This window comes from Microbacterium sp. SS28, assembly GCF_022761035.1.
GTDB lineage: Bacteria > Actinomycetota > Actinomycetes > Actinomycetales > Microbacteriaceae > Microbacterium.
In genome coordinates this window covers 478,742-494,184 of sequence record NZ_JAKWJP010000005.1, presented here as the reverse complement: position 1 = coordinate 494,184, position 15,443 = coordinate 478,742, and the positions used below count along the sequence as shown (strand labels likewise).

The 15,443-nt window shown below is 67.4% G+C and carries 18 protein-coding genes; 9 read left to right on the top strand and 9 right to left on the bottom strand.

The annotated features are described in order from the left end of the window. Positions 1 to 536: 536 nt before the first annotated feature. Together add and MJ607_RS16305 are read right to left on the bottom strand one after the other, a co-directional pair. A complete protein-coding gene (gene add, locus MJ607_RS16310; protein WP_243076658.1) occupies positions 537 to 1,541 on the bottom strand; it encodes an adenosine deaminase in 1,005 nt (334 codons plus the stop codon). A 229-nt stretch (positions 1,542 to 1,770) separates the two neighbouring features. Then, positions 1,771 to 2,106, bottom strand: a complete 336-nt coding sequence (locus MJ607_RS16305; RefSeq protein ID WP_243076657.1) for a cupin domain-containing protein — start codon at positions 2,104 to 2,106, stop codon at positions 1,771 to 1,773. Positions 2,107 to 2,249: 143 nt separating this feature from the next. Between MJ607_RS16305 and MJ607_RS16300 the strand changes: the two genes are divergently transcribed. Continuing rightward, positions 2,250 to 2,546 carry a hypothetical protein gene (locus MJ607_RS16300; protein ID WP_243076656.1) on the top strand — a complete coding sequence of 99 codons (297 nt, stop codon included), beginning with the start codon at positions 2,250 to 2,252 and terminating at the stop codon, positions 2,544 to 2,546. 151 nt (positions 2,547 to 2,697) lie between these two features. Here the strand turns inward: MJ607_RS16300 and MJ607_RS16295 are convergent, their stop codons facing one another. Continuing rightward, positions 2,698 to 4,074 (bottom strand): FAD-binding oxidoreductase, encoded by a 1,377-nt coding sequence (locus tag MJ607_RS16295; protein ID WP_243076655.1) that lies wholly within the window; start codon positions 4,072 to 4,074, stop codon positions 2,698 to 2,700. Between the two features lie 271 nt (positions 4,075 to 4,345). Between MJ607_RS16295 and MJ607_RS16290 the strand changes: the two genes are divergently transcribed. Beyond that, positions 4,346 to 4,555, top strand: a complete 210-nt coding sequence (locus tag MJ607_RS16290) for a hypothetical protein (protein ID WP_243076654.1) — start codon at positions 4,346 to 4,348, stop codon at positions 4,553 to 4,555. A 133-nt stretch (positions 4,556 to 4,688) separates the two neighbouring features. Here the strand turns inward: MJ607_RS16290 and MJ607_RS16285 are convergent, their stop codons facing one another. Then, a complete protein-coding gene (locus MJ607_RS16285) occupies positions 4,689 to 5,063 on the bottom strand; it encodes a tautomerase family protein (RefSeq protein ID WP_243076713.1) in 375 nt (124 codons plus the stop codon). A 163-nt stretch (positions 5,064 to 5,226) separates the two neighbouring features. On the opposite strand from MJ607_RS16285, the gene MJ607_RS16280 reads away from it, so the two are divergent. Beyond that, positions 5,227 to 5,910 (top strand): phosphatase PAP2 family protein, encoded by a 684-nt coding sequence (locus MJ607_RS16280; RefSeq protein ID WP_243076653.1) that lies wholly within the window; start codon positions 5,227 to 5,229, stop codon positions 5,908 to 5,910. A gap of 252 nt (positions 5,911 to 6,162) precedes the next feature. Here the strand turns inward: MJ607_RS16280 and MJ607_RS16275 are convergent, their stop codons facing one another. Together MJ607_RS16275 and MJ607_RS16270 are read right to left on the bottom strand one after the other, a co-directional pair. Then, positions 6,163 to 6,579: a TIGR03668 family PPOX class F420-dependent oxidoreductase gene (locus tag MJ607_RS16275; RefSeq protein WP_308193848.1), complete on the bottom strand. Its 417-nt coding sequence runs from the start codon at positions 6,577 to 6,579 to the stop codon at positions 6,163 to 6,165. 166 nt (positions 6,580 to 6,745) lie between these two features. Next, positions 6,746 to 7,726, bottom strand: coding sequence for an aldo/keto reductase (locus tag MJ607_RS16270; RefSeq protein ID WP_243076651.1), 981 nt, complete (start codon positions 7,724 to 7,726; stop codon positions 6,746 to 6,748). A gap of 149 nt (positions 7,727 to 7,875) precedes the next feature. On the opposite strand from MJ607_RS16270, the gene MJ607_RS16265 reads away from it, so the two are divergent. After that, positions 7,876 to 8,748 carry a helix-turn-helix transcriptional regulator gene (locus MJ607_RS16265; RefSeq protein WP_243076650.1) on the top strand — a complete coding sequence of 291 codons (873 nt, stop codon included), beginning with the start codon at positions 7,876 to 7,878 and terminating at the stop codon, positions 8,746 to 8,748. Positions 8,749 to 8,893: 145 nt separating this feature from the next. On the opposite strand, the gene MJ607_RS16260 is transcribed toward MJ607_RS16265, so the two are convergent. Continuing rightward, positions 8,894 to 9,592, bottom strand: a complete 699-nt coding sequence (locus tag MJ607_RS16260; protein ID WP_243076649.1) for a nucleoside/nucleotide kinase family protein — start codon at positions 9,590 to 9,592, stop codon at positions 8,894 to 8,896. Between the two features lie 67 nt (positions 9,593 to 9,659). On the opposite strand from MJ607_RS16260, the gene MJ607_RS16255 reads away from it, so the two are divergent. Further along, positions 9,660 to 10,037, top strand: a complete 378-nt coding sequence (locus MJ607_RS16255; protein ID WP_243076648.1) for a hypothetical protein — start codon at positions 9,660 to 9,662, stop codon at positions 10,035 to 10,037. Positions 10,038 to 10,229: 192 nt separating this feature from the next. On the opposite strand, the gene MJ607_RS20070 is transcribed toward MJ607_RS16255, so the two are convergent. Continuing rightward, positions 10,230 to 10,352: a hypothetical protein gene (locus MJ607_RS20070; RefSeq protein ID WP_279234746.1), complete on the bottom strand. Its 123-nt coding sequence runs from the start codon at positions 10,350 to 10,352 to the stop codon at positions 10,230 to 10,232. Positions 10,353 to 10,596: 244 nt separating this feature from the next. On the opposite strand from MJ607_RS20070, the gene MJ607_RS16250 reads away from it, so the two are divergent. Next, positions 10,597 to 11,625, top strand: a complete 1,029-nt coding sequence (locus MJ607_RS16250) for a beta-propeller fold lactonase family protein (RefSeq protein ID WP_243076647.1) — start codon at positions 10,597 to 10,599, stop codon at positions 11,623 to 11,625. A gap of 47 nt (positions 11,626 to 11,672) precedes the next feature. On the opposite strand, the gene MJ607_RS16245 is transcribed toward MJ607_RS16250, so the two are convergent. After that, positions 11,673 to 12,356, bottom strand: a complete 684-nt coding sequence (locus MJ607_RS16245) for a DUF2461 domain-containing protein (protein ID WP_243076646.1) — start codon at positions 12,354 to 12,356, stop codon at positions 11,673 to 11,675. A gap of 115 nt (positions 12,357 to 12,471) precedes the next feature. Here MJ607_RS16245 and MJ607_RS16240 point away from each other — a divergent pair, with 115 nt between their 5' ends. From MJ607_RS16240 to MJ607_RS16230, 3 genes are read left to right on the top strand one after another with little or no spacing between them, the layout of a single operon-like run. Next, positions 12,472 to 13,608 (top strand): hypothetical protein, encoded by a 1,137-nt coding sequence (locus MJ607_RS16240; RefSeq protein ID WP_243076645.1) that lies wholly within the window; start codon positions 12,472 to 12,474, stop codon positions 13,606 to 13,608. A gap of 7 nt (positions 13,609 to 13,615) precedes the next feature. Then, a complete protein-coding gene (locus MJ607_RS16235) occupies positions 13,616 to 14,557 on the top strand; it encodes an ABC transporter ATP-binding protein (protein WP_243076644.1) in 942 nt (313 codons plus the stop codon). Continuing rightward, entirely contained in the window at positions 14,544 to 15,443 is a 900-nt protein-coding gene (locus MJ607_RS16230) for an ABC transporter permease (RefSeq protein ID WP_279234743.1), read from the top strand. Before MJ607_RS16235 ends, MJ607_RS16230 begins: the two co-directional genes overlap by 14 nt.

Sequence of the window (15,443 nt, the reverse complement as noted above, 5' to 3'; positions counted from 1 at the left end):
GGCGTCTCGGAACAGAACTCCTGACCGGCGTTCCCGTCACTGCCGATCAGACTATTGAGAAGCTCTCTCGCACGGGGGAGCAGTCGTCACTCACGTGGACCAGGACCAAGCGCGAACCCAAGCCCGATCGACGACCACCGGAACGAGCGCAGGGGTCGCCAGCGGGGCTCCCGGCGATCGCGCCACAGTTCGCACGCGGCGTCCGTCGACACCGCCCGATCAAGGATCCTCGCGGGCATCGGATCTCGGCCAAGACGAAGCCCCCGCGCGAACAAGTCGGGCGGGGGCTCGCTTTGGTATTTCAATGAATGCGGGTGCCCATAGTCTGTGTCCTTCCCTCGGGAACAAGGCGAATCTAGCCAGCTATGAAGGCGATGACAAGACCAGCGACAACCGCATGACGGAGACCGACGCCCGACACCAGCTCCTCCCGCTCACCTACGGATCCGGTGAGTCGGCCCCCTGCAGCACATTCGGGCCTGGTCCGGGCGCCGCCCGGATTCGGATCCGTCAGCGCACGGTCGCGATGGCTGACCTCAGTCCTCGACAAGACTCCCTTGAGTATTGCCGAGTCGAACCTGACTCCTGAGGCGCGCTTTCGCTTCAGGATCCAGGAAGGAAGAGTCGACGGCGTTGAGTGTCAGTCGTCCCACGTCCTCTTCACTGAGATTGAACGTGGATGCAACTGCGTCGAAGTTGTCATCGATGTAGCCCCCGAAGTACGAAGGGTCGTCGGAGTGCACGCTCACGTTGATGCCCAGCGCCAGCATCCGGGGCAGCGGGTGGTCGCTCAAAGCTGGGACGGTCCGAAGTCGGACGTTCGAGAGGGGACAAACAGTCAGCGGTACCTGGTCGCGTACGAGGCGTTGGACAAGGTCGTCGTCTTCGAGGCTGCGTATACCGTGGTCGATCCGTTCTGCGTGGAGGAGATCGAGGGCGTCGCGAACGTAGTTGGCGGGTCCTTCTTCGCCGGCGTGCGCGACGGCGCGAAGCCCTTTGCTGCGCGCGAATTCATAGAGTTCGACGAACAGCGATGGAGGGTAGCCGACTTCGGCAGAGTCGAGGCCGACGGCGTCGATCGCATAGCCGGCGTCGAGCATCGCGGTAAGTAGTTCGATGGCCTCCTCGACGGGGCGATCACGCCAAAAGGATGCGATCAGTTTGGTGGTGATGTCGAATTCTTCGACACTGGCGTCGAGTGCGTCGCGAATGCCGCGCACAACGACATCCATGGGGACACCCCGGCGAATGTGCGCCTGGATGTCAAAGGACACCTCCGCATGCTTGACGCCGGCCTTGGCTGCTCGGCGCAAGTACCTCCTCGTCATCTCAGCGAAGTCTTCCCGGCTCCGGAGGACTTCGACGTTCGTGTACAGCAGGTCCAGGAACGATTGCAGGTCCGTGAATTCGTAGCGCGGGAGCAGGTCCTCAAGCGTCGTCCAGGGCAGCTCGATGTCGTTTGCGGCGGCACGTTCGAGGATGAAGTCCGGTTCCAGGGTGCCCTCGAGGTGGAGGTGGAGCTCAACGAGGGGAAGTGGCATGACTGGCGTCCCTTCTTCGGGTTTGCGCACCTGAGGAGTCCCGATTGCCAGTCCACCGGATCGCCTGCCTCACCGCAGACTGTCACGATCGGTACCGGCCACGTCAGCGACGCGGTCATTGCCGAAATCAGGGATTCCGGTCAATCTCCCCACACACAGATGATGTTCGCCTGCCACCTGCCACACAAGCCGCTACGGCAACGACACCCACCCGACACAGAGTGCGACTTTAGCTGCGTGTCGTGACGACGGTCAGCAGAATGGCCGCATCCTCGACGGCTTCGAGGGAGTGGGATCGGTCCGGCACGATCAGCAGGTCGCCGACGGAACCGTTCCAGAAGACGTCCCCTGCGCGCAGTGTGATTCGACCGTGGAGCACCTGAACGGTGGCCTCGCCGGGACTGGCGTGTTCGGCCAGTTGCTCTCCTGCGCGGAGGGCGATGACGGTTTGCCGAAGTCGGTGTTCGTGTCCGCCGTGCAGGGTGCGAGCACTCCTGCCGCTGGGCGCATCGCGCGCGTGAGCGAGTTCATGTCGAACGACAGCGATGAGTGAGGTCTTCGGCATCCGATGCATCCTCTACGTCTCGGTTGTGTCCAAATCTAAGTCTCGACGGCAGGCTTTGGGGGGCTACTGGGCGCTGCCGCCTCTCGACCCCCGCGCCCGCAAGCAGATCCCGGCAGCGCCTTCCGCCGAACTACTGTCGGAGCATGGCGCGAATCGGTCGAGCATCGGTCCTTTGGGTGATCGCAGGGCTGATCGTCCTGTCAGGTGTCGCAGTGGTCGTCGTTGGATTGCTTACGCCGGTGACGTTCGGCTGGTTCGCCTACCAGCCCCTTGCCGAGGCCGCCTTCACTCCGGGCGGAGACGGGGTATTCCTCTCCCGCGTCACCGTCGTGGGGTTCGTGTTGACAACTGCGGGGCTGCTTTGCCTTGCTCTCCTCGCCGGCTGGCGGATGGGCGCGGCTCAAGGCCGGGATGTCGAGAACTCAGACCGCCCGAGCTGACGACTCGCACTGCTCGCGCGCTCGGGTACTGCCGCCTGCGCGGACAGGAACCCTCCGGCAAGGTGAACCGACTTCGCGCGACTGAGCGGCGCGTCGAGGGCATGCGACGCCGCCTGATCGCGGGCGTGCCGTCCCATCCGCGAGGGGAACGTCACGCCGCGGGAGAGATGTTCTGGTTGATGTGGAAGATGTTGTCCGGGTCGTAGGCGCGCTTGACTTCGCGGAGCCGGGCGTAGTTCGCGCCGTAGTTCACGGGTGCTTGCGGCTGGTCATCCTGTGAGAGGAAGTTGACGTATCCGCCTCCCTGACCGAAGCCCTCGACCGCCCCGAAGTAGTCCTTCACCCAGGCCGTGTTCGCCGTGTTCGCGGCGGGGTCCGGCCACATCCCCGCGATCACGATCGCGAAGTTCGCGTCACGGTGCCCGAACGCCGTCGCGTCCGGGGCGACGTCATGGCAGGCGCCGTTGATCGGGTAGAAGTGCACAGTCGAATTGACCGTGGGGACCAGCGGTCCGTGCTGCATGTGCACGGTGATCGCCTCGGGGGTGAGTTCGTCGACGAATGTCGCCTTCCAGTAGTGCTGCAGACCGGGCGGCACGAGAGCGTCGAAAGCGCCGTTCAGCGCCGGGTAGGGCATGGGCCCCACCGCCTCCGCCACGGGCTTCGCGACGTCACGGAACCCTTGGACGATCTTCTCGCCCTCCGCGGCGGGCCCGTTGTAGCAGAAGATGACGGCGAGGAACGGCTCTCCGGCACGGTCTTCCGGAACGAACGGCAAGGGCGGCGCGATCTGGAATGCCGGGAACCCGCCGAACTCGCGGGGAGCGGTCCGCGCGACCTCTTGGAAGTGCTCGAGGATGGCGGGCCCGTCGGCGAGCTCGAAGAATGTCGGCCCGCCGAAGATCTCGGATACGGGATGCAGCTGGAAGCGGAACTTCGTCACGACGCCGAAGTTGCCACCGCCTCCGCGGAGTGCCCAGAAGAGATCCGCCTCTTCGTCCGCGCTCGCGGTGACCACTCGGCCGTCGGCCAGCACGACTTCGGCGGCGAGCAGGTTGTCGCATGAGAGGCCGTGACCGCGCGCGAGATAGCCGATCCCACCTCCGAGCGTCAGCCCGCCGACGCCCGTCGTCGAGATGATGCCGCCCGTCGTCGCAAGCCCGTGTGCCCCCGCCGCGTCGTTGAACATGCCCCACGTCGCTCCGCCGCCGACCTCTGCGGTGGCCGAAGCGGGATCGACCTCCACGGATGTGAGTCCTCCGAGATCGGCCACGACGGCGCCGTCCGCGGTGCCGAATCCCGGCACGCTGTGTCCGCCGCCTCGGATCGCCACGTCGGTCCCGGATTCCGCGGCGGCGCGCACGACGGTTGCGACATCCGCAGTGCTCCTGCACCGCACGACCGCCGTCGGCCGTCTATCGATCATCGCGTTGTACACGATTCGAGCCTCGTCGTAGCCGGGGTCGCCTTCGGCGACGACGGCATCGGCCAGCTCATTCCGCAGGGACTCGACGACGGTGGCGGACATGACAGCACTCTCCTTCGGTCGCAACGGGCATGGCACGACCGCACGGTGCGCACGGGGGCGCCAGGTGCCGGGTTGACGACCACGATCCTCGGCTCGTGCGGCACCGTCAAGGGCGCATGGCTGGCGACCGAAGGAGCCGGCCGCGCGAACTCCATCGTGCGAAAGGAGCTTCCCCGGAATCTGGATGTCTCATGGAGGTAACACGATTGTCGTAGCATCGCATCAAAGTTGGACCGCTCCTGAGAGTCGCACCCGGGAGGAGGTGAGATACGTGACGGCACCGGGGTATGAGGTCAGCGTCTGGGAGCGCTACGCCACCGAATTCGCTCTTTCGTTCGCTGACATTCCTTCGCGCATCCGGGCGGTGCGGGTGGCCTACTTCGAGCATGAGTTCGATGTCGACCTGATAGCGCAACTCAGCGGTTTTCCTGTCTGGCGGATCCGACAGGCGATATCCGATGGGCTTCCACAGGCCGGCTGAAGAGCCGACCACTGTTCCGGAGCTGCCTGGCGCGACGTAGCCCTCGTGTAGGCATCGCAAAGCGGCTCTTCGCGACGCATCGGAACGCACGGGATGGCTTCCGCGCACTGCCAAGCCGGGGATTCAGGCGTCCTCAGACTTCGACGGTGAATCCGAGCTCGACGTCGCTGGCGGCCTGGCCACCGCCGAGCCCCCAGTTGTCTCGATCGATCTCGTGAAGGATCGTCGACACGTGGTCACCGGGTATGCCGACCACCCGCAGCCCCTCGACGATGGCTGCATAGAGCCGCCGCTTCGCATCCAAAGAACGGCCGACGAAGCAGTCGATCGTGACGATGGTCCGATACTCCGGACGGGCAAGCTCCGGAGAGTATCCGAAGCGATGCGGTTCGTGGACGATCAGTCGAACGTTGCGGTCCTCCGGTGGAATCCGGAAGGCATCGATGAGAGCGCAGTGGACTGCGTCGATGATCGCGACCTCCTCATCGACGGTGTACTGGCGACGCACTTCGATCAAAGCGGCAGGCATTGCGCCATTATCTCGATCCGCAGAACCTCCCGACAGGAGAACTTGTCGTGACGAGAGTCGGACGCGTCGCCCGGTACGGTCGGGCGCTTCCCGGAGGCGCTCAGACTTACAGCCGTCCACGCCGCGCCACTACGATGCGGGCATGCCGTTGCTCCGAGTCGTGATCCTGCCGGGGCTCGGTGCGATCGCCGTGTTGGCCGCGGCTGGGCGGGCGATGCGGCTCCTCGACGGCGACGACCCGCGCGAGGATCGGGTCGTGCGTGCCGTCCAGGACGCGTTCCGCCACCGGCCGGCCGACGGCGATGCCGCCGTCGCGACTGACCCTGCCGACCCGATTGGGCCGCGCGGGCTGATCGACCGGGTCACCGAGCCGCTCTCGTGGTACTCCGGCGTGCCGCAGACCATCGCGAACGGGGCGATCTGGTGCGGCATCACCTGGTTCTTGACACGCGACAGGCGCTCAGCGGTCGCCCCTGCCGCAGTGCTCGCCCTCGAGACCGCCTGCTTCGTCGCATCGGCGGCGCTCGTGGGACGGCCACGACCCGAGCGGGTGTGGCGCCCGGAGCATCCGCACGCGACCTCATCGTTCCCCTCCGGGCACACCGCGGCAGCCTTCGCGCTCCACGGCACGCTCGCCGACCTGCTCGAAAGCCACGGCGCCCGTGGCTCGCGACTCCTCGGCCCCCTCCTTCGGTACGGGATTCCCGGAGCGATCGCGTTCTCGCGGGTCTACCGCGGCCAGCACCACATCTCGGACACCGTCGCGGGCGCCGTGCTGGGACGGTGGAGCGCCGCTGCGGTGCGGCGGGAGCTGATCTCGTCGTAGGCAGGCGACACGCCCCCGCCCGACGATCGCGCGGGTCTGGCACGTTGCCCGTTCACAGATCGGGCTACGCGGGTGGTGTGATTTCCGCTCGTGTGGCGAATGCGTGGAGACCGTTGAGGCGGAGCCGGGTTCCGCCAGCCAGATGGCGTTCGTCGTCGGCTCCGAGGTCGAGGACAGACACTCAGCCGACCTGAAGCCCAGCTTCGACCACGAGTGCCCGCGCAGGCATGGGAGGCGGGCGGTGTCCCGCGGTCAGCCGTGCGCCCAGCCGCTCCACTTCGTCACCTCGACCATGATGACGGGCCCGCGATGCTCGGCGTGGCGGTACTGCTCATACTTGTCCGTGAGAGCCTCCCAGGCTCGTTCCCATGACCGACCACGCTCGGCGATCGATGCCATTCCATCGGCCCGGACCCACCACAGTCGGCTCCAGTCCTCGTCGTACCGGTCCCAGCAGATGGCGACGCACGGATTGCTTCGGATGTTCCTCAGACGCTTCAGGTCGAGGGTTGACTTTGGCTTCTCGTCGATGCCGATGACAACGAACCTCTCCGAGACGGCGAACGTGACGGGCACGAGGTGGGGAGCGCCATCCGCCGACACGGTCGCCAGCCGGCCGACCCGCTCCGCCAGCGCCAAGCGTCTCGACTCCTCAGCGGTATGCCTCACGCAGCCATCATGCCTCCCCTCCGGTGTCGGCTGACTCGAGCCTTCGCCGGAAAGGCGCGGGGATCACAACGGTGGCGCCTGAGGACCGAAGGGATAGCACTCAGCCCCTCCTCTTGCGCGCGGTGCCCGGATACGGATCCGTCCCGAGCGGCGGCTGCCTGCCCGATCACCGGTCGATGGAGGCCATGTTGGCTTGGTCGTGTCGTTCACCGGCGGCGGGTTCGAGCGCGCTGAGGCGATCGGCCTGCTCCTGAGTGAGCTCGAGGGCGTCGGCTGCCGTGTTCTCCTCCATACGCGTGACTCGCCGTGTGCCGGGGATTGGGGCGATGTCGTCTCCTCGGGTGAGGATCCACGCCAGTGCGGTCTGCGCGGGGGTGGCTCCGATCTCGGCGCCGATCGCACGGACCTCGTCGACAAGGCGGAGGTTGCGGGTGAAGTTCTCACCCACGAACCGGGGGTTCGTCTTCCGCCAGTCGTCGTCCGGGATGTCGGCGGCGGAGCGGATCTGCCCGGTCAGCAGCCCGTGACCAAGGGGTGAATAAGGAACAAACCCGATGCCGAGGTCGCGCAGCAGAGGAAGGATCTCGGCTTCCACGTCGCGGGTCCACAGCGAATATTCCGTCTGCAGGGCGGAAACGGGCTGCACGGCGTGCGCCCGGCGAATTGTCTGCGCCGATGCCTCGGAGAGCCCGAAGTGGAGCACTTTGCCTTCGGCGATCAGATCGGCGACCGCGCCCGCGGTGTCTTCGATGGGCGTGTTCGGATCGACGCGGTGCTGGTAGTAGAGGTCGATGTGGTCAGTGCCGAGCCGGCGCAGGGACCCTTCGACCGCGGTCTTCACATTCTGTGGGGTGCTGTCGGTGACACCGGGTCCGCCGCCGGAGTGCGCGACGAGCCCGAACTTGGTGGCGATCTTCACCTGATCGCGTCGTCCGCGAAGTGCTTGGCCGACGATCTGCTCGCTGAGGTATGGACCATAGATCTCCGCGGTATCGATGTGAGTGACACCGAGGTCCAGAGCACGGTGGATCGTCCGGATGGACTCGTCGTTGTCGAGCGCTCCACCCGTCGTGTACGTGCCGGCCATCGTCATTGCTCCGAGGCCGATGCGAGAGACCTCAAGGGATCCCAGGTGTGCGTTCTTCACGGGAGGTGCGTGCCTTTCTCGATATTCCACCGCTCGTTCTGCGGCTGATGGTTCGAGTCAACGCTTCTTCCGTCGGGTTAGCGTGGCCCTGTCTATGGGTGCCCCGACAGGAACCCTCTGCGCGCCTCGAGTCGGCGTAGCTTCGAAGGATGGATGCCTCGGACGCGATCAGCGATTTCCTCACCACGCGGCGCGCCAAGCTCACGCCGTCGCAGGTGGGGCTGCCGGACTTCGGCGGTCGCCGTCGGGTTCCCGGACTCCGCCGGGAAGAGGTCGCACTGGTGGCCGGGATGAGCGCGGAGTACTACAAGCGTCTGGAGCGTGGCAACGCTGCGGGGGTCTCCGAAGCCGTCATCGACGGCGTCAGCCGTGCCCTGCAGCTCGACGAAGCCGAGCACGCCCACTTGTATGACCTGATCCGCGCCGCGAATGCCGGCACCCACCCACAGCGGCGAGCGGGGACCACCCGCACGTCGCAACTCACGCCCGGCGCGAGGCAGACGATCGACGCGATGTCGACGGTGCCCGTTTACGTGCAGAACGGCCGTCTGGATGCCGTTGCCACCAACCGGCTCGGGCGAGCGCTCTACTCCGAGATGCTCGATGACGGCCCGCAGCCGGCCAACGCCGCGCGGTTCATTTTCCTCGAACCGAGGGCGCAGACCTTCTACCGGCAATGGGAAGCGCAGACACGTCAGATCGTGGCTGTCCTTCGCACCGAGGCCGGCCGTTCCCCCTACGACCGTCGCCTGACGGAACTTGTAGGCGAGCTCTCCACCCGAAGCGATCTGTTCCGAAAGCTCTGGGGAGCCCACGACGTCCGCGAACACCGCACCGGCCTCAAACTGATCCACCACCCGGTCGTCGGCGATCTCGACCTCACCTTCCAAGCCATGGATCTCGCGTCCGACCGCGGACTCCAGATGATCGTCTTCTCCGCCGAACCCGGAACCCCTAGCCACGAACGCCTACAACTGCTCGCCAATCTGGCCGAAACAGCCGTTCCCAGGCAATCCGCCTAGAGATCCGGCTGCCCAGCCTGAAAGGCCGCTCGCCGCGGGCCGGCTTATGGGCAGTGCGCGGATAGGGACCCGCGCCGAGCGGACCGCGATCCGATCGAGTAGCCGCTTGAATGAGCCGCATAGGCCCGGCTGGATTCGCCCCCGTTCACCGGGTCAGATCCGGCAGCTGACCGATGCTGCGGTCGGCGCGCGCACGATCTCGGGCCACCAGGGCCGCGTTGGCTTCGTCCGACGCGCCAACGAACCTGCGGGCGTCGGCTGGTTCGCGACCGAACAGCACATGACGCTCGATAAGACGCCGGCGACGCTCGTTACCAGCGCAGTCGATCCACCATGCCTCATCGAGGATCGGCCGGACGAGCCGCCACCCCTCGGACTGGTGCAGCAGGTAGTTGCCCTCCGTCACGACGAACCGGTCATCTGGCCCGATCGGGATGGCACCCGCCACCGCCTCGTCGACGGACCGATCGAACGTCGGCGCGTAGACCACGGTGCCGTCGTCGGCGCGGATACGACCCAACAGGGCCGCGTACCCCACAGCGTCGAAGGTCTCCGGCGCACCCTTGCGCGAGCGCGTCCCGAGCCGCTCGAGCTCCGCGTTCGCAAGGTGGAATCCGTCCATCGGGACGATCCGGATCGACACCGACGACTGTTCGGCCAGCCACTGCGCCATCGTCGACTTTCCCGCGCCCGGCGGGCCGGCAAGCCCGAGAATGACGCGGCGACCGGTCCCTGCGAGCCTGGCGATCCGCTCCACAGCATCACTCGGAGTCAAGTCGACGCCAATCGAGGTAGCTGCCCGGCGCTGCCCGCTGGTGACCCGCTCCTCGAACGATCCTGACATCGCGCTGCCCCCATCCGCCCTCTCCTCGGCTCGTCGGCACGGGCCTTCACGCCACTCGACGCGACCGATGACGCCAGTCAACACCGCCTCGCCCGGCCACAGTATGGGTCTTCGACACGACGCTGCGGGACATCCAGTCGAAGCTGTCCACGCAGTTCGGCCGAGCTCGAGCGATATCGGAGATGGCGGCAGCTTTCTCGCCGAGGGGATGAACGATGCCGGCCACGTCGTCGGGTCGCTGCGCGGAGGGGGCGACCTTCCGAGCGCGTGCGTGAGTAAACCCGGCCAGCTCCCGGTGGACCTGAACTCGGCCGTCGCAGGCATCCCGGGATGGCTCGTCAACGCAACCGACATCATCAACGACGGCCGGATCCTCGTAACGGCAACCGTCGTCGACGAAGCTGGAACACAGCACGGCCGCCCCTACATATTGACGCCCACCTGAACGGCCAGCGGCCCGATCCGGCGGAATGTTGCCGGATATCCACCTGTCACGGGACGCTAGGCAGACCTCAGCCAGCCCGCATCCACGCCCGACGGAGGATCCCAGCGAGTCATCGGTCGCACGCGCCCACCCCGCTTTCGTGCACGGCGCGCACAGGGATCCCCCGCGCGCCTGCTGGAGGGCGTACCGGGCTCAGTGTCGGCGTCGATGGCCGAGATTCGTCAGCCACGCGAGGACCGTCAGCAGCCGGCGTTCCATCGGCGTGGTTTGACTCGCGACGGTCCAGGTGGCGGCGTTGTTCGGATCGATGTGCATTGTCAGACTCCCTGCTGCGATCGGGGGCGGATCCTCGAGCACTTCGGCTGCGAATCTCATCACGTAAGAGGGCGTGGACATGCTGATTAGTACGCCTGCGCGCGAAGTCGCGGAGCCGATCGCGCGCCCCCCCAGGGCCGCAGGCGACCCCCGCTTGCGCGCACCGCCCGGTCGCAATGGCCCTGCTCACAATGCGATTGGGCCGCAACCGCCGCCGGTCGGGCGCCGCACCTACGATCGAGGGGTGACCGAACCCATCCTTGTCCTCGTGGCCAATGCCGGTGACGGCAGCATCAGCACCTTCCGTCTGTCGGGCGGCGTACTCGAGCAGCTCGCGGTGACGGAGGGGCTGAACGGATGCTCCACCTTCGCGGTCGATTCCGCGCGCGACCTCGTCTTCGCCGGCGTCAAGGGCCAGCCCGCCGGGATCGTGACGCTGAAGCTCGATCGCGGCACCGGCCGGCTGGAACAGGTCTCACGACTGGACCTGCCGGGCGGCGGGATGAACTACCTCGCTCTCACCCGCGAGGGCAAGGGTCTGCTCGGCGCCTCGTACGGCGGCGGATACGGGATCACTGCACGGGTGACGGAGGGGGTCGTGGGGCAACCGGTCTCGCAGATCACATTCCCCAACCTCCATTCCGTGCTGCCCAGCGCGGACGGCCGGTTCGCGTACTTCGTCTCGCTGGGCGCCGACCTCTTGGCGCAGTACGCCATCGACGACGACTTCGGTCTTGCACCGCTCGAACCGGAGACCGTCGGCGCACCGGAGGGCAGTGGCCCGCGGCACCTCGTCCTCAACGAGGCGCAGGACGCGGTGTACGTGCTCACCGAGTTCTCGGGCGAACTGCTGCGCTACGTGCGCGACGTGCGGACGGGCCTGCTCGAGCTGAAGGATGCCGCTCCCGTGTTCGACCCGTCCAAGGGCCTCACCCACAGCCGGTTCGGCGCGGATCCGCGGGCCGAGCACCTCATCTGGGGCGCCGACCTGCACTTCGGCGGGCAGGGACGCTGGCTGTGGGCCACGGAGCGCACCGAGAGCACGCTGGGTGCGGCATCCGTCTCGGACAACGGCTCGCTCGCCGCCCCCACGGGTTTCACCATCACCGAGACGCAGCCCCGAGGCTTCGCGATCAGCCCCGACGGGGCCTATCTCGTCGCGGCGGGTGAGCGGTCGACCGACGTCGCACTGTACGCGGTGGACGAGGATCGACTCGATCTGCTTCAGCGCGCCGAGACCGGGCACGGCGCGAACTGGGTGCGCTTCGTCTGAACCGCGGCGCGGGCACTCCGCGAGGAGGGTGTGAGCGAGAAGGGGCGCTACGCCCGGTCGCTGCGGCCCCGCCTGGACGATTGAGCGGCGTCGAGCAGCTCAGCGCCGAGGTTCTCGGTCAGCCAGGCGCACCAGGTCGAGACAGTGCGCCAGTCGTCAGCGATGACGTCGTACGCGTCGGGCGTCCACATCCATTCGGCGGGAGGCTCTCGCCGGCCCACGGCGAGTCGTTTGAGCTGCAGCAGGTGCAAGCGAGGGTGGTCCGCGCGGTAGCCGCGAGGCGCAGTCTTGAGGGCGTCGTCGCGCATGAGCTCGAAGCCGGCGCCGCGCAGCTCTGCAAGCAGCGCTTCCAGATCCTCGGCGCTGCGCGGATCATCGACGGCGTCGCGGAAGCGGACCAGTGCCGCGGGCGGGACGTCGTACATCCCGCCTCCCACCATGAGAACCTCATCGCTCAGCTGAAGATAGTGCGCCACAGTGGCCTGCGAGACCATGCCGATGTGCAGCTTGTAGGGCGTCTTGTCGGCGCTGAAGCGCACGTCGCGATACGGGCGGAAGATCTTCACCGCGCCGAACTCGGGTTCGAGTTCCGCCCCGAGCGCCTCGAACGGTCCGCGGACGATCGTGTCGTAGCGAGCTTTGTTGGCCGTCCACCAGGTCTTCGTGTTGTCGGCGCGGAGCTCGGCGTAGAACGAGACGGCATCGCGATCGAGTCCTTCGAATCCCACCACGACATCCATGCTGGCACGGCGGCTGTCGACGCGCGCCGAAGGATGGCAGATCGCTGCCGCGTTCTCCTATCCATCTCCCAGCCCGCGGGTCGGCGGCCAGGCGTAGCATTTGCGCATGGATAGGCGGCACCCGCGCCGGTCACCAGCTCGTCGGCTCTCGATCTCCGGTGCGCTCATCCTGGTCGCGGCCGTCACCGCTGCCGTGGTCATCCCGACAGCTGCCGGCGCCCAGGTGGATCTTCCCGACAAGACCCCCGCGGCGCTGCTCGAATTCGCTGCCGCGAGCGATGTCACCGCGATGATGGGGACGATCGAGCAGACGTCGGATCTCGGCCTGCCTGACCTCTCGAGCCTCATGGACTCGTCGGGCGGCGCGTATTCGAGCGCTCGCGCCTCCGACGCGATCGACGTCCTGACAGGTTCGCACACCGCCAAGGTCTACCTCGATGGCGACAAGTCGCGACTGCAGGTACTCGATCGCCTTGCCGAGCGCGACGTATACGTCGACCGGGCCGCCGGCGAAGGCTGGTTCGTGGACTCTGAGACCAAGACCGCGACGCACTACATGGCGGCGGCGGGCGGCGAGGTGGGTTCTCCGGAGCCGCGCCCGGACGCGACCGTCGAGACTCCGCAGCAGATGCTTGATCACGCTCTCGCGAAGCTCGGCGACTCGACCGAGATCTCGGTGGGGACCGACGGGCGCGTGGCAGGACGTGCCGTGTACGAGCTCGTGCTGGAGCCGAAGGACGCCGCCAGCCTCGTCGGCGAGGTGCGCTTCGCGATCGACGGGGAGACGGGCGCTGCGCTCGCGGCATCCGTCACCGCTCGCGGCGCCGATCAGCCCGCGTTCGACGTCGCGTTCACGGACGTCTCGTTCGCTGCGCCCGACCCTGCGACTCTCGCCTACGCTCCCGCGTCGGGATACACCGTCGAGAACAAGACCCTTTCCGGATCGGATCGGGATCACGTCGCGGCACCTGACGACGGCCAGAGCGACACGGGTGCGGATGCCGCCCATCCGATCGTTCATGGCGAAGGCTGGACCGCCGTGGTCGAGCTGCCGCAGGCGGACACGAACACCTCTGGCGCGAGCGGCCGGGATGCGGCGACGCTCGAGAGCCTGACGCGGCCGGCAGCGGGTGGACGCGTGCTTGAGACGGCGCTGGTGACGGTGTATTTCGCGGACGACGGACGCGTGTTCGCGGGCGCCGTCAGCGCCGATCACCTCGCACACGTCGCGGCCGGCGACTGAGCGCGCAGTGACCGACCTCGCCATTCAGACCTCCGGTCTGACCAAGCGGTTCGGCGCGCAGACTGCCGTGGATGCCGTCGCGCTCGACGTGCCTCACGGTTCGGTCTTCGGATTCCTCGGGCCGAACGGGTCGGGTAAGACCACGACCATCCGGATGCTTCTCGGTCTCGTCCGCCCGACCGCAGGCGAGGTCCACGTCCTGGGACTGCCCGTCCCCGGCGCACTCCAGACCGTGCTTCCGCGGGTGGGTGCGCTCGTCGAAGGCCCGGCGTTCGCCCCGTTCCTCACCGGGAGGCAGAATCTGCACCGGTTCGACGCGGCGGGCCGGCGCACGGGATCCGCCACCCGTCGCCGACGCGTCGACGAGGCGCTCGAGCGCGTCGGGCTGATCACGGCGGCCGACAAGAAGGTGCACGCGTATTCGCTTGGCATGAAGCAGCGCCTCGGCATCGCCAACGCGTTGCTCACTCCACGCGAGCTGCTCGTGCTGGACGAACCGACGAACGGGCTGGACCCGCAGGGGACGCGCGAAGTGCGCGGACTCATCCGCTCCCTGGCCGGCGAGGGGTCGACCGTGTTCGTCTCGAGCCACCTGCTCACCGAGGTCGAGCAGGTGTGCACGCACGCCGGAATCATGAGCGCGGGACGGCTCGTCGCGTCGGGCACGCTGGATGAGCTGCGCAGCGGTGACGGCACGGGCCGTCTGGAGCTCCAGACCCCCGATGTCGCGCGGGCGAGAGAAGTCCTCGAGAGCGCGGGGATCCAGACCGCGGATGCCGCACCCTTCACGCTCGTGGGAACGCTCGATTCGCACGGGCCCGAGCCGGAAGACATCGTTGCGGCCCTCGTGCGTGCCGGCGTGCGCGTGCGTGGCATCACGGTCGAGCGGACGAGCCTCGAGGACCGATTCGTGGAGCTGACGGGGCAGGGCTTCGATGTCCTCGCATGATGCCGCCCCTCGCCCGACCGACGCACCGCCGCCGCCCCCGACGCCAGCTTCGGGCACTGCGGAGCGCGGGAGCGGCGTTCCCGGTCTTCTCGGAAGTGAACTGGCGACGCTCTTCCGCCGCCTCCGCACATGGATGATGCTCGGAGCCCTGGGCCTCATCCCCGTTCTCCTCGGAGTCGCGGTGCGGATCGCGGGCGGCACCCGAGCGGGCCGCGGGCCGGCGTTCCTCGATCAGATCACCGACAACGGCGTCTTCGTCGGCCTCGCCGCGCTGACCGTCGCGATCCCGCTCTTCCTGCCCCTCACCATCAGCGTCGTCGCAGGCGATGCGATCGCCGGCGAGGCGAGCCTCGGCACCCTTCGTTACCTGCTGGTCGCACCATCGGGGCGCGTGGCGCTCCTCGCAGTCAAGTACGTCGTCGCAGCCGTGTTCTGCATGATCGCGACCTTCGCAGTGGTCGCGGTGGGTGTCATCGTCGGCGCGATCCTCTTCGGCGCCGGCCCCCTGACCCTGTTGAGCGGGGCACAAGTGAGTCTCGCCGAGGGACTGGTCCGGTGTCTTGCGGTCGTCGCGTATGTGTCGGTCTCGATGCTGGGGCTTGCTGCGATCGGGGTGCTGCTCTCGACTCTCACGACGGCGCCGGTCGGCGCCATGGCGGCCACCGCGATTCTCGCTGTGGCGGCCCAGATCGTCGGTCAGATCCCGCAGCTGTCGGCGGTTCACCCCTACCTGTTCACCGATCGCTGGCTCGACTTCGGCGACCTGCTGCGCTCGCCGATCTCGTGGGATTCGTTCCTCGACAACGCCCTCCTGCAAGCAGTCTGGATCGCCGTGGCGGGAGCACTCGCCGTCTGGCGCTTCACGACCCGCGATGTGCTGTCGTAG